The organism is Streptococcus mitis, from assembly GCF_009496205.1.
Taxonomy (GTDB): domain Bacteria; phylum Bacillota; class Bacilli; order Lactobacillales; family Streptococcaceae; genus Streptococcus; species Streptococcus mitis_BN.
Map to the genome: position 1 here is coordinate 1 of NZ_WIJO01000056.1, position 12,933 is coordinate 12,933.

Consider the following 12,933-nt stretch of genomic DNA (forward strand, 5'->3'; position numbering starts at 1 on the left):
CTCCTGCATTGTCCGTTGCTGCGTCAATTGCTTGATTTGCTTTTGTTGCTGCGTCTTGTGCTGCTTGTTTAGCCGCATCTTTTTCTTCTTTCGTTGCGTTTGGAGTACCTTCAAGTGCTGTTAATTTAGCTTTTTTAGCCTTATCAACTTCTAATTTAGCTTGAGCTTTTTGAAGCAACAAAGTCTGGGCGTTAATATCTGCTTGATTTTTTCGATTCGCTATTTCTACATTGTTAGTTTCTTCATTCAATATTTCTTGAGCCTTAGCTAATTCTGCTTGATAAGCAGCCCATGCTTCAGGTGTATAATCGATTTGATTTAATGTTGCTACCTTAGCTGCCTCTGCCTGCAGATCAGCTTTATACATATTAATCTTAACTGTTTGTTGTGCAACTGTATCACTACCTGTTTTTTTAGTTCCGTTATCAATCAGATTTCCTGAAGTTTGATAAGAAACTGTCCCCTCCAATTGTTTTTCAATTGGTTTGTTAGTTGGCAAACTAAAAGTATACGTTAAAGTCTGTTCTCGTTTAGGGTCTAAATTGTTAAAACCAAGGGTCAAACTAGTTCCATTTAGTTGGGCCGAGCTTGTACCTGTTGTTCCAACTAATGTTGCACCTTCTGGCAACTCAACTCTATACTGATTATTTGTAGAAGTTGAGAATCCTTTATTAACAACTTTTACAGTCACAGTAGTATCCACAGTAGTAGAAGTAGCAGAAGTAGCTGTAGATTCATAAGTAGTCTTCACAACTTCAGATACAAGATAAGAACCGCTAGCCACACGAACATTACTTACAACTCCTCCTGCATTCTCATTAGATGATATAGCTGGTTTATTGAAACTACTATCATAGCTATGATTTTCTGTACTTCTATTAAGAGCTGTTTCAAATTGAAGTCTTAATTTTGTTAAGCCTTCAGGAACATTTACAAGAACGGACATTTCTCCCATCGGAGTACCAGCATAACCTTTTTCATACCGACCTAGTACAGCTCCTGTTTCTGGATTTTTAACAACTAGTCTTGCTCCATTATTACCACTATTTATATTTACCGTTGTCCCTCTCCAAGTTACCTTCACCTCTTGGCCACCCACTACATCAATATCTTGATAAATAGGACCAAATTCAGGTTTTGGACTACCACTCCACGATTCTCTTCCTGGATATACTGCTAAAACAGCTCCTATTCCAGAACCTCTGTCACCCGGAAAAGCATCTCCATATTGAGATGCTTTCGCAGTCCAAATAAGAGGAACTGTTGTTGTTGTTGAATTAACAGGTTTCCATCCTGTTAATTTACTTATATCGTTCTTGACAGTAATAGGATCTGATGTTGCAGTTGGAAGTACTGCTCCTTGGCTAGTATCATTAAAATTACCATTTACAATAGCTACATTTGTTGCATTCGTAGCTAGGGGATCTGTGCTTGTTACAGTGCTAGGAGTTGAATCTGTACGGAATGGGTTATTTGTATCCAACGCTTTCCCATTACGTTCATCTCTAGAACCTGAGTTTGCAATAGAATTAGACTCCAAAGTCTTCTCTGCGCTGGTAAGTTTTTTACCTTCACTTAACTTATCAGTTGTATTATCTAATGGTTGTTCTTTTTTCTTTTCAGATTTTGTTTGCAATTTTGATGTCGCTGTAATTAACTTTCTATATGCTGCAGTTAATTCAGTTTGAGTTGTTGCAGTGCTTAAAACAGTTCTTGATTCGTCTAAGATAGTTCTAAGATTATTAACGCTTTCTTCTGTCTTAGTAGCATATGTTCCTTTAGCAAACTTGCCATCAATCTCTTTGATTAAATCTGTTAATTCTTTCTTATCTAGAGTCTCCACCTTCTGGGGTGCTGATTCTGGAGAGGGACTATTTTCAACTGTTGAAGGTTGAGTATTTGTCTCTACTGTTGCAGCAGGACTAGTGGCTACTGTATTACCTTCATAGTTACCATTCTGGGCATTCAGTTCTTTAGGTTGCGGTGCTAGTGTCTCCCCATTAGTTGAAGGCACGCTTTGCTCTGCAGCATATACTCCTCCATTTCCTAAAAACATGAAAAACGCAGCTACTGCGACACTAGCTGCACCAAAGCTGACTTTACGAATAGAAAAACGTAATTGCTTTTCACGATCGTGTTTACCTTTATGAAACATCTAAATTTCCTCCAAAATAAATATTTGTATCAAAACTATATTACAGTATTACTTTAATAATGCAATATACCTTTTTTCATGTTTTCTGACCAATTATAATTTTTATGCGTATATATATATATATATACGCATAAAAGTGCTTTTGTTCTATAATTATAGCGATTCTTGAAATAAAAATTACATTGTCAGAAATATTAAATTTTCACAACATTTATAAAAAGGTTGGATATTTCCCCAACCTTCATTCATGTTTATTTGATTTTTTTAGCTAGCATGGTCGCAAAGCGTAGTTGAATACGATTGCCATTTTCATCGCGACGGTGTAAATGGCCTGGATTTTCATTGTACTTGACCAAGTCCCAATCCTTGTAATAGTCTGCCAATTCCCCTTCTTTAAAGGTGAATGGGAAGTTCACTGAGCAAGGATAATCCTCCGTGTCCATGGCACAAACAATAAGATTGTAGCCACCAACAGTAGTTTTCTCCTGCATATTTTTGATAATTGCAGGAATGCGGTCTGCTTGCAAAAACATCAAAACAACTGTCGATACGATGAAATCATAAGCTTGCCCAATACTGGCTGAATTGATATCATAAAGACCAACAGGCATATCCAAATCTTCCTGCTCCACAATGCTTTGCAAGATTTCAAGAGATAATTCATTTTGATCCACAGCTGTCACATCAAAACCTTGCTGGGCTAGAAAGAGTGCGTTACGGCCCTGACCACAGCCCAAATCCAAGGCTTTCCCTGGTTTTACTGTCTGCATAGCCTCTAGGACCTCTGAATGAACCTTATTGGTATTGTATTTTTTAGAGAAATAATCCTCAGGTTTACAATAAAACTCCAAATACCATTCCACATCGTCTGTTACAGCCTCCACTCGGTGCCAGGCTTGTGGTTGTGCCATGGGATTGTCGGCTCCTGCTTCAAAGATGTGCTCAGCTAAAACCTCACCATCTTCTGTCAATTCAATAAACTTGAGAGCTCCCTTCAAGACAGTAATTTTCCCCCAAGTTCCAACTTTTGTATTGTGCTTTTGCTGAACAGCCTCTGGCATGGTTTCTTTAGTCCACAAAGGCATACGTTTATAGGCAACTAGTTTTTCCATTTTCATTTCCTCTTTTTATCGCTGATTAACAGCTTTCATAACACGCGCGATGTCGCGGTTTTGCTCACGACGTTTGATAGACTCCCGTTTGTCGTAGTCATGCTTCCCTTTAGCTAAACCTAAAAGGAGCTTGGCATAGCCATCTTTGATATAGACTTTAAGGGGAACCAGGGTCATCCCTGTCCCTTTGGTCTCTTGTTCCAATTTTTGAATTTGTTTCTTATGGAGCAAGAGTTTGCGACGGCGTTCAGGTTCCTGGTTCCAGATATTTCCCTCTTCGTAAGGCGCGATATGAACATTGCTCAACCAAACTTCCCCATTTTTTACTTGGGCAAAGCCGTCCTTGAGATTGATTCGAGCAGCTCGCACACTCTTGATTTCAGTCCCAGTCAGGACCATCCCTGCCTCTAGCGTATCTACGATTGTATAGTCGTGGCGCGCCTTTTTATTTTGTGCGACGACCTTTCCCTCGCCCTTTGCCATGCTTGGCTCCTTTCTTAGCTACTTCCTTGTAAAAAGGTTTCTTCCCTTTTTTCTTGTCTTTTTGTGAATGCTTGCGCTTATCATTTGAGCGTCCTGATTTTCTCTTATCTTCCTTCTTATCTGAACGACGACTTGAACCACGCCCTCTGTCTTTGCGACCAGCTTGTTTCAAGCCTTTCTCAATCACATCAAACTCACTTGGAATGTAAGAGAAATCAATCTCGCCCGTCATCTTGTCGGCTCTTTCAACTCGGATACGGATTTGCTGACCTACACGGAAGGTTGTTCCTGATTTTTCTCCACGAAGAGTCAAATCCCGCTCATTGAAATGATAAAATTCAGGTAGATTAGTGATGTGAATCAAGCCTTCAACTGTGTTCGGCAATTCGACAAAGAGACCAAACTTGACAATGCTGGATACAACCGCATCGTATTCTTCACCTACGTATTCTTCCATGTACTCAGCCTTTTTCATGGCTTCGACTTCACGCTCGGCCTCGATAGCACGACGCTCACGATTGGAAGACTGGGTCGCAATCTCTGGAATTACTTGTTCAAAATGCTCTGCTATTTCCGTAGAACGGCTGTAATCACGAATCATACGGTGAACAAGAAGGTCTGGATAACGACGAATCGGGCTGGTAAAGTGAGTGTAATAGTCAGCAGCAAGGCCATAGTGGCCGTGATTGTGCTCCGAATAGCGAGCCTGCTGCATAGAGCGAAGAAGCATCATGGACAATACATCTGCATAAGGTTCTCCCTCAACAGCACGCATGATGTCTTGGAGAACCTCTTGACTCATTTCACTAGCAGTCCCATAGATTCGAATACCGAAACTTGAAGCATAATCAATAAACTTTTGAACCTTTTCAGCCTTAGGCTCCTCATGGATACGATAAATGAAAGGTAGCTCCAGCTTGCTGAAATGCTCGGCAACTGTTTCATTGGCCATCAACATAAAGGACTCGATCATCCGCTCGGCAATGCCACGCTGACGAAGAACGATATCAACAGGCTTACCTTGTTTATCCACTAAAATCTTAGCTTCATTGGTATCAAAATTGAGGGCTCCACGTTTCACACGCATGTTTTCTAGCCTTTCGTGAAGTTTGGCCATGAGTTCGATGCTTGGAACAATTTTCTGATATTCTTGTCTCTTTTCCTTGTCTCCAGCTAGGATATCATTGACATCACTGTAGGTCATCCTGAAGCTAGTCTTGATAACCGTTTGTGTGATGGTGTAGTTGACTACACGACCATGTTTATCAATCTCCATAATTGCAGACTGGGTCAGGCGGTCAACTTGAGGATTGAGCGAGCAGATACCATTTGACAAACGCTCTGGAAGCATTGGCACCACGCGGTCTGTCACATAAACAGAAGTCGCACGATTAAGGGCTTCCTTATCAAGGGCCGAACCCTCGGTCACATAGTAGGAAACATCTGCGATATGAACACCAAGCTCCAGATTCCCATTTTTCAAGGCCTTGATATGCACCGCATCGTCCAAGTCCTTGGCGTCAGCACCATCAATGGTAAAGGTAATCTCATCTCTTAGATCCAGACGACCTTCCATATCCTTTTGAGACGGAGCATCAGGCACACTTTCTGCTTCCTTAACAACAGCCTCTGGAAATTCTGAGACAATATCCATAGATTCCAAAACCTCAAGGACATCAATTCCAACATCCGTTGAATGCCCCACCACATCGTGAACACTCGCAACAAAGAAATCATGTTTCTTACTTGGGTATTTATCGATAAAGACCTTGAGAACTTCGGTTCCCTCGAGTTTAAGGGCTGGTTTCTTAACATAGATCGGTTGACTGATTTTCTGGTTTTTCGAACGGATGTAGCCAGCATACTTGGGCTTTTCCTGATCTAGAACGATTTGGCCTACAACAGTTGTCAAACTGTGTTCTAAGATATCAATAATTTTGGCTTCGGCAGCTGTTCCCTTGTTGCGGTCAGCGACTTTCTTGATGATGACCTCAACGGTATCACCATCAATAGCATAGTTGACATCGTTTTTTCCTACAAAAAGGTCGTCCTCCTCGCCTTCCATACTAACAAAGCCAAAGCCATTTTTATGGGCATGAAAAATCCCCTTGAGGGTAATCTCATGTTTTTTCTTGACTTCCAAAGTCAGACTTCCATCTTCCTCAAAGCGTATCTGATGCTTTCTTTCCATTAAGGACAAGGTTTTAATCAACTCACGAAAATCCTTGGAACCGTCTTTTCCCAAAGCCTGAGCCAAGTCATTGACAGTCACCTTTCCCTTGTCTTGCAAATATTCTTTTATTCTATCTTTCATATTTTCTTTCTAGATTTTTAATTTTCTTTTACTGTAAAACCTTCTTAAACATCCTTTAAAAATAAAAAGAGGCAAAGACCTAGTCCTGCCCATTATTTTCTTATCTACTTGATAATACCGTCAATGCTAAGGCAATGGCTAGCCAGAAAAAGACTAAAATCCCTGTCAAACGCTGCATTACAGCTTCGAAACCGCGTGCTTTACTGCGTTCAAACAAATCACCTGAGCTGGCATCAAATACATTGCTGGATTGGTTTTTAGTTGGTTGCATGAAAATCGCAATCACAATCACAACAGATAATACTAATAAAATGGTTAATAATAGGTTATACATATCAAACTCCTTAAAATCCCTATTATTTTACCATAAAATCTACTTAGATTCAAGATGTAGGGTTACTTTTCTTTCCTTGGGACAATACTTTAAAACCTCGATCTTGTCTGGATGGGTTTTTGAATTTTTACTGGTTAGGTAATTGATACTGCCACAAGAGGAGCATTTGAGATTAATTTTTACTCGCACTAGATTTCCTTTACTTTTAATAATGTTCGAAATTGAAGCAGGTTAAAGAGACAACTAAAGGCAACACAAAGGCTTGTCGCATAAAAGACTGCATGGTAGCCAAATTGACCTGCTACTGCAGAACCTGCCATAGGCCCAACGACACCTCCCAGATAAAAGAATACCTGATTAAAGGCAAAGACCCTCGAAATACCAGCTTTGGGCGTTATCTTGCTGAGAAGGGCATTAACTCCGGGAATCAAGGCACCGGTTCCCAATCCAAAGAGGAAACGATAGAGGCCTAGTTGAAGGGGGCTAGAAGCATTAGCACAGAGAAGATAGATGATAACTGAATAAAACTGGGCTACAACCAAGAGACGATGATTGCCCACCTTGTCACCTAACTTGCCCATGACTCCTGCACTTATCATGCTGGAAAAGCCCATACTGGACACAATCAAACCAGAGACAAAAAGAAGATTCTCTGTCTGGCCTAAGTCGCGTACATAAAGAGCCAAAATAGGGCCGATCGATTGGGCTGAAAATTGGATGACAAAACTGGTTAGAAAAAGATTGACCAAAAGATAGGGATATTTAAGTGATGTAAATAATTCCTTTGTTGGAATGGCCTTTTCCTTGGCTACTGGTTGAAAATCTTCCTTAATAAAGCAAATAGTCAAAATAGCAGCTAAAAATAAAAAACTACCAACCAGTAAGAAAACTGTACGAATGCCAAATAATTCTGCTATAAAGCCACCAATAAAGGGACCAGTTAGAGTACCTGCAACTACGCCTGTAGACAAAGTACCTAAGGCAGAGCCTGATTTCTCCTTGGGAACCTGACTGGCTATCAAGGCCGTTGCATTGGGAACAAATCCCGCAAATACACCGTTTAATAAACGAAGAAAGATTAACCAATAGATATTTGGGACAAAGGCCAAGCCTCCCATAGTGATAGTCATGGCAAGACCTGCTCGAATCATCATGGGTTTTCGACCGTATTTGTCAGCAAGAATGCCCCAGATAGGAGAAAAGAGCGCCGCGGAAATAGCAGATACAGAAATAGCTAAACCTGCATAAAAAGCAGCTTGCTCGCTCCCTACACCTAGATTTTCCACAAAGATGGGCATAAAAGGCACAACCAGAGAAATACTGGCTCCAGTCAGAAAATTACCAAACCAGGCAATGCGCAAATTATCCTTCCAGTTAATCTCTGTCATCTTGTGCACCTCCCTCAAGAAGGTTACGTACCTGAGTGAGAAGCTGTTCCTGATTGCCATTGTTGTCTAGAACATGGCTGGCCAAATCTTTCTTTTCTTCTAAAGGCCACTGGGCTGCCAGACGAGACTCCGCTTCATCTTTGGACAAGTGGTCTCTTTTCATTAAACGTTCTACTTGGACATCTCGGTCCACATAGACCAACCATGTCTCATCAAACCAAGCGCTGTAGTCCTGTTCAAAAAGCAAGGGGATATCCATGAAAAAAATCTCTTCTGTCTGAGCCAACTGTTCTCTCAAAGTAGCCAGTTCCTCACGGATTATCTCTCCTTGAGTTCGCTTCGACCATTCTTGCTCGTCAGGATTTGAAAAGATGAGACTAGCTAGGAGAGGGCGATTGAGTTCTTCGTTTTCAAGGATTATTTTTTGACCAAAGTGCTGGACTAGAGCCTCAAACAGGTGACCACCAGGTTTCTGTAGTTGGTGGACAACTGCATCGGCATCCACCACTTGAAAACCTTGCTGTCTTAGAAAATTTGTCACAGTTGACTTACCCGAGGCAATTCCTCCTGTGATTCCGATGATTTTTCCCATCAGTCCCTCCTTTGACACTGAGGACAAAAGTGTGTTCCACGTCCGCCTAGTTGGATTTTCTCAATGATAGTGGCACAACGTGAACATTCTTGACCAGCCTTATCATAAACTTGATGAAAATCCTGCATGGTTCCATCTTCCCCAAAGGCATTGGTATAGGTCCGAATGGTCGACCCTCCTTTTTCAACAGCCTGACCCAAAACAGCAATGGTCTGATCATGAATGGCTGTCGCTTCTGATGCAGTCAAAGTCTGAGAAGGTCTTGCTGGATGAACCTGAGCTCGCCAGAGAACCTCATCCACATAGATATTTCCAAGGCCAGCTACCAAGGTCTGGTCTAAAAGGTGGGATTTGATAGGCTTTTTAGACTTGGCTAGGGCAGCTTGAAAGACCTGCAAATCAAAGTCTTGTTCGCTTGGTTCAGGACCTAATTTTTTAGAAATAAAGTAGGCTTCCAAAAGGTCAGGAGCCAAGAGTTCCATGGTTCCAAACTTGCGTACATCCTCATAAACAAGCGTTCCACCATCCTCAAACTGGAAGAAAACATGGGCATGCTTGCGTTCAGGTGCTTGGTCTGGATAGTAAAAATACTTGCCCTCCATGCGCAAATGGGAAATCAAGACCTTGTCTGTCAGATAAAAAAGCAAATATTTGCCACGACGTCCCATTGACTCAACAATCTGACCAGGCACTTCCTTTCGAAACTCGTCCAAATCCGTCTTAATCATCTTGGGATAGCGAATTTCTATACTCGAAATCCTCTTACCCAGAATCAATTTTTCCAAGCCACGGCGAACAGTTTCAACCTCAGGTAATTCAGGCATAAGTCCTCCTTCTGTAAAAACAAGAAGCAGGCATGAGCCCACCTCTACTTAGTATTCTTTTTCATTATAGCCAAAGTCAGCCAAATCTAGCTTTTTATCGCGCCAGTTTTTCTTGACCTTGACCCAGGTTTCTAGGAAGACCTTATCTCCTAGCATGAGTTCGATATCACGACGGGCCATACTACCGATTTTCTTAAGCATAGCACCACCTTTACCGATGATAATCCCTTTTTGACTATCACGCTCGACCATAATTGTTGCACGGATGTGAACCTTGTCTGTCTCTTCATCTCGTTTCATAGAGTCAACAACCACAGCAACTGAGTGAGGAATCTCTTCACGAGTTAGGTGCAAGACTTTCTCGCGAACCATTTCTGAAACCAAGAAACGTTCTGGATGGTCTGTAATTTGATCAGACGGGAAATATTGGAAACCTTCATCTAGATTTTCACTCAAAATATCAACTAGACGAGAGACGTTATTTCCTTGAAGGGCTGAGATTGGTACAATTTCCTTAAAGTCCATTTGATTACGGAAATCATCAATCTGAGACAAAAGCTGGTCAGGATGAACCTTATCAATCTTATTCACCACTAAAATCACTGGAACCTTGGCAGCCTTGAGACGTTCTATAATCATGTCGTCTCCCTTACCACGCGCTTCATCAGCAGGCACCATGAAAAGAACGGTATCCACTTCGCGAAGGGTACTGTAGGCAGATTCTACCATGAAATCTCCAAGGGCAGTTTTAGGCTTGTGAATCCCTGGTGTGTCGATAAAGACAATTTGCTCCTTATCGGTCGTGTAAATTCCCATGATTTTGTTGCGCGTTGTCTGCGCCTTGTCACTCATAATGGCAATCTTTTGCCCCATAACGTGATTTAAAAAGGTTGACTTCCCAACATTGGGACGTCCTAAAATGGCTACAAAGCCTGATTTAAAAGTCATAATTTCCTCTTACTGTTTAAAATAATAAATCCCAGATTCGTGGGAGAAAAATCAATGCGCCTGTTAAGGCTGCGAAAAGAGAGACCACTAATACCGCGCCAGCCGCCATATCCTTGGCATTTTTAGCCAGCATGGAAAAGTGATAGTGACTGGCCAAATCCACCACATTTTCAATAGCAGAGTTGATAATTTCAAAGGCTACTACCAAGAAAATGCTCAATAGGAGAAAGAGCCATTCGATTCGTGACACCTGAAAAACAAAACCGGCAAGGATGACCACAAGAGCCGTCACTGCATGTTTTCGCATATTGCGTTCTTCCTTGATGGCAGTAAAAATTCCTGTGAGAGCAAATTCTAAACTGGATATCAGGTCACGATTTTTCCATTTTCGTTTATTGTCTTGTGAGTCCATAGGCTGTCAAAATTTCTTCTTGTAAACCGAACATCTCCGCTTCTTCTTCCGGAGTATAGTGATCATAGCCGTTGATATGTAAAAAGCCGTGTACTGCCAAGAAGCCCATCTCACGTTCAAAGCTGTGACCGTATTCCTCGGCCTGCTCATGAGCCTTATCAATAGAGATGAACAATTCCCCAATATAGGCATCAAACTCAGACATCATCTCTGCCAATTCCGGATTTTCAAGCAAATCTTCCTCGTCAAAGGCAATTTCCAACTCTGGCTTATATTCAAGGCTGATAACATCTGTCGGACGGTCTGTGTCACGGTACTCCAGATTGAGTTCATGACTACGCTCATTGGTCACAAAAGTGACTGCCATCTCCTTGTCTTCTTTTCCTAATTTTTGGGCTGCGAATTCCAAAATTTCTTGGGTTTGTTGCAACATTTCTTTTGAAACTTGACCAGTTTCATCTACCATTTCAATATACATGTGCTTCTCGTTTCTCTTTACTTGGCTTTATTATACCACATTTCCATGATTTTATTCTACCTTTTTGATATAATACTATGGAATACGATCACAAGGAGAGAACGATGTCATTTGACGGATTTTTTTTACACCACATGGTTGAGGAATTGCGAAGAGAGTTAGTAAACGGTCGCATCCAGAAAATCAATCAACCTTTTGAACAAGAGTTGGTCTTGCAAATCCGCAGCAATCGCCAAAGCCATCGCCTGCTCCTTTCTGCCCATCCAGTTTTTGGACGCATTCAGCTGACCCAAACAACTTTTGAAAACCCAGCCCAGCCTTCTACCTTTATCATGGTTTTGAGAAAGTATTTGCAGGGTGCCCTAATTGAGTCGATTGAGCAGGTTGAGAATGACCGAATTGTGGAAATGACGGTTTCTAATAAAAACGAGATTGGCGACCATATCCAGGCTACCTTGATTATCGAAATCATGGGTAAACACAGTAATATTCTACTGGTTGATAAAAGTAGTCATAAAATCCTCGAAGTTATTAAACACGTCGGCTTTTCACAAAATAGCTACCGCACCTTGTTGCCTGGATCGACCTATATCGCTCCGCCAAGTACGGAATCTCTCAATCCTTTTACAATCAAGGACGAGAAACTCTTTGAAATCCTGCAAACACAGGAGACGACAGCTAAACATCTTCAAAGCCTCTTTCAAGGTCTGGGACGCGATACAGCAAATGAATTGGAAAACATTCTGGTTAGTGATAAACTTTCCACTTTCCGTAACTTTTTCAATCAAGAAACCAAGCCATGCTTGACAGAGACTTCCTTCAGTCCAGCTCCTTTTGCCAATCAGGTGGGAGAGCCTTTTACCAGTCTTTCTAATTTGTTGGACACCTACTATAAGGACAAGGCTGAACGCGACCGCGTCAAACAGCAAGCCAGTGAACTCATTCGTCGTGTTGAAAATGAACTTCAGAAAAATCGCCATAAGCTGAAAAAACAAGAAAAAGAGTTACTGGCGACAGACAATGCTGAGGAATTTCGCCAAAAAGGGGAATTGCTGACAACCTTCCTCCACCAAGTGCCTAACGACCAAGACCAGGTTATCCTAGACAACTACTATACTAACCAACCTATCACCATTGCTCTTGATAAGGCCTTGACTCCCAACCAAAATGCCCAACGTTATTTTAAACGTTACCAGAAACTCAAAGAAGCCGTCAAATACTTGACTGATCTGATTGAGGAAACCAAGGCAACCATTCTTTATCTGGAAAGTGTAGAAACGGTCCTCAACCAAGCTGGACTGGAAGAAATCGCTGAAATACGTGAAGAATTGGTTCAAACCGGCTTTATCCGAAGAAGACAACGAGAAAAAATCCAGAAACGCAAAAAACCAGAACAGTATCTGGCCAGCGATGGCAAAACCATCATCTATGTCGGACGCAACAACCTACAAAATGAGGAGCTAACCTTCAAAATGGCCCGCAAGGAAGAACTTTGGTTCCATGCCAAGGACATTCCTGGAAGCCACGTTGTCATCTCAGGAAATCTAGACCCATCTGATGAAGTCAAGACAGACGCAGCAGAGCTGGCCGCCTACTTCTCTCAAGGTCGCTTGTCAAATCTGGTGCAAGTAGATATGATTGAAGTCAAGAAACTCAACAAACCAACTGGGGGCAAACCCGGCTTTGTCACCTACACAGGACAAAAGACCCTCCGTGTCACACCAGATCCAGAAAAAATCGCATCCATGAAAAAATCCTGATTTTACGGCTCTTTGTCAACTGTAGTGGGTTGAAGAAAAGCTAAGCTCGAGAAAGGACAAATTTCGTCCTTTCTTTTTTGATGTTTAGAGCGATAAAAATCCTTTTTTTGAAGTTTTCAAAGTTTCGAAATCC

At 41.6% G+C, this 12,933-nt stretch carries 13 protein-coding genes; 1 reads left to right on the forward strand and 12 read right to left on the reverse strand.

Features of this window, described 5'->3' with window-relative positions:
• From GEZ85_RS08515 to ybeY, 12 genes are all read right to left on the reverse strand, one after another.
• Positions 1-2,155: SasC/FmtB family protein (locus GEZ85_RS08515; RefSeq protein ID WP_153210043.1), on the reverse strand; the 2,155-nt coding region annotated here is incomplete at its 3' end.
• Between the two features lie 251 nt (positions 2,156-2,406).
• The gene (gene tehB / locus GEZ85_RS08520; protein WP_153210044.1) at positions 2,407-3,267 is read right to left on the reverse strand and encodes an SAM-dependent methyltransferase TehB; all 861 of its coding nucleotides are present in this window, start codon (positions 3,265-3,267) and stop codon (positions 2,407-2,409) included.
• 15 nt (positions 3,268-3,282) lie between these two features.
• Complete coding sequence (smpB, locus tag GEZ85_RS08525; RefSeq protein ID WP_001051750.1) at positions 3,283-3,750, reverse strand: SsrA-binding protein SmpB; 468 nt, start codon at positions 3,748-3,750, stop codon at positions 3,283-3,285.
• Positions 3,713-6,064 carry a ribonuclease R gene (gene rnr, locus GEZ85_RS08530; RefSeq protein ID WP_153210045.1) on the reverse strand — a complete coding sequence of 784 codons (2,352 nt, stop codon included), beginning with the start codon at positions 6,062-6,064 and terminating at the stop codon, positions 3,713-3,715. The genes smpB and rnr overlap by 38 nt, the downstream gene beginning before the upstream one ends.
• Positions 6,065-6,164: 100 nt before the next feature.
• A complete protein-coding gene (gene secG, locus GEZ85_RS08535; protein WP_000282517.1) occupies positions 6,165-6,398 on the reverse strand; it encodes a preprotein translocase subunit SecG in 234 nt (77 codons plus the stop codon).
• 39 nt (positions 6,399-6,437) lie between these two features.
• Positions 6,438-6,587 (reverse strand): 50S ribosomal protein L33, encoded by a 150-nt coding sequence (rpmG, locus tag GEZ85_RS08540; RefSeq protein WP_001809104.1) that lies wholly within the window; start codon positions 6,585-6,587, stop codon positions 6,438-6,440.
• Entirely contained in the window at positions 6,587-7,786 is a 1,200-nt protein-coding gene (locus GEZ85_RS08545; protein WP_153198845.1) for a multidrug efflux MFS transporter PmrA, read from the reverse strand. Before GEZ85_RS08545 ends, rpmG begins: the two co-directional genes overlap by 1 nt.
• On the reverse strand, positions 7,773-8,378 hold the full coding sequence (gene coaE / locus GEZ85_RS08550) for a dephospho-CoA kinase (RefSeq protein ID WP_153198844.1): 606 nt from the start codon (positions 8,376-8,378) through the stop codon (positions 7,773-7,775). Before coaE ends, GEZ85_RS08545 begins: the two co-directional genes overlap by 14 nt.
• Positions 8,378-9,202, reverse strand: a complete 825-nt coding sequence (mutM, locus tag GEZ85_RS08555; protein WP_153198843.1) for a DNA-formamidopyrimidine glycosylase — start codon at positions 9,200-9,202, stop codon at positions 8,378-8,380. The genes coaE and mutM overlap by 1 nt, the downstream gene beginning before the upstream one ends.
• 48 nt (positions 9,203-9,250) lie before the next feature.
• Entirely contained in the window at positions 9,251-10,150 is a 900-nt protein-coding gene (gene era / locus GEZ85_RS08560; protein WP_000143264.1) for a GTPase Era, read from the reverse strand.
• A gap of 16 nt (positions 10,151-10,166) precedes the next feature.
• Entirely contained in the window at positions 10,167-10,562 is a 396-nt protein-coding gene (locus GEZ85_RS08565; RefSeq protein WP_000378166.1) for a diacylglycerol kinase family protein, read from the reverse strand.
• A complete protein-coding gene (ybeY, locus tag GEZ85_RS08570; RefSeq protein WP_000275156.1) occupies positions 10,543-11,040 on the reverse strand; it encodes an rRNA maturation RNase YbeY in 498 nt (165 codons plus the stop codon). The genes GEZ85_RS08565 and ybeY overlap by 20 nt, the downstream gene beginning before the upstream one ends.
• Positions 11,041-11,144: 104 nt before the next feature.
• Between ybeY and pavA the strand changes: the two genes are divergently transcribed.
• Positions 11,145-12,800 (forward strand): Rqc2 family fibronectin-binding protein PavA, encoded by a 1,656-nt coding sequence (pavA, locus tag GEZ85_RS08575; RefSeq protein ID WP_153198842.1) that lies wholly within the window; start codon positions 11,145-11,147, stop codon positions 12,798-12,800.
• The last annotated feature ends 133 nt before the right edge of the window (positions 12,801-12,933 follow it).

Excerpts from the sequence above, each read along its gene's own strand:
- GEZ85_RS08545 (WP_153198845.1), bottom strand. The coding sequence starts at position 7,786 with ATGACAGAGATTAACTGGAAGGATAATTTGCGCATTGCCTGGTTTGGT.
- GEZ85_RS08565 (WP_000378166.1), bottom strand. The coding sequence starts at position 10,562 with ATGGACTCACAAGACAATAAACGAAAATGGAAAAATCGTGACCTGATA.
- smpB (WP_001051750.1), bottom strand. The coding sequence starts at position 3,750 with ATGGCAAAGGGCGAGGGAAAGGTCGTCGCACAAAATAAAAAGGCGCGC.
- secG (WP_000282517.1), bottom strand. The coding sequence starts at position 6,398 with ATGTATAACCTATTATTAACCATTTTATTAGTATTATCTGTTGTGATT.
- tehB (WP_153210044.1), bottom strand. The coding sequence starts at position 3,267 with ATGGAAAAACTAGTTGCCTATAAACGTATGCCTTTGTGGACTAAAGAA.
- coaE (WP_153198844.1), bottom strand. The coding sequence starts at position 8,378 with ATGGGAAAAATCATCGGAATCACAGGAGGAATTGCCTCGGGTAAGTCA.
- rnr (WP_153210045.1), bottom strand. The coding sequence starts at position 6,064 with ATGAAAGATAGAATAAAAGAATATTTGCAAGACAAGGGAAAGGTGACT.
- mutM (WP_153198843.1), bottom strand. The coding sequence starts at position 9,202 with ATGCCTGAATTACCTGAGGTTGAAACTGTTCGCCGTGGCTTGGAAAAA.
- ybeY (WP_000275156.1), bottom strand. The coding sequence starts at position 11,040 with ATGTATATTGAAATGGTAGATGAAACTGGTCAAGTTTCAAAAGAAATG.
- pavA (WP_153198842.1), top strand. The coding sequence starts at position 11,145 with ATGTCATTTGACGGATTTTTTTTACACCACATGGTTGAGGAATTGCGA.
- era (WP_000143264.1), bottom strand. The coding sequence starts at position 10,150 with ATGACTTTTAAATCAGGCTTTGTAGCCATTTTAGGACGTCCCAATGTT.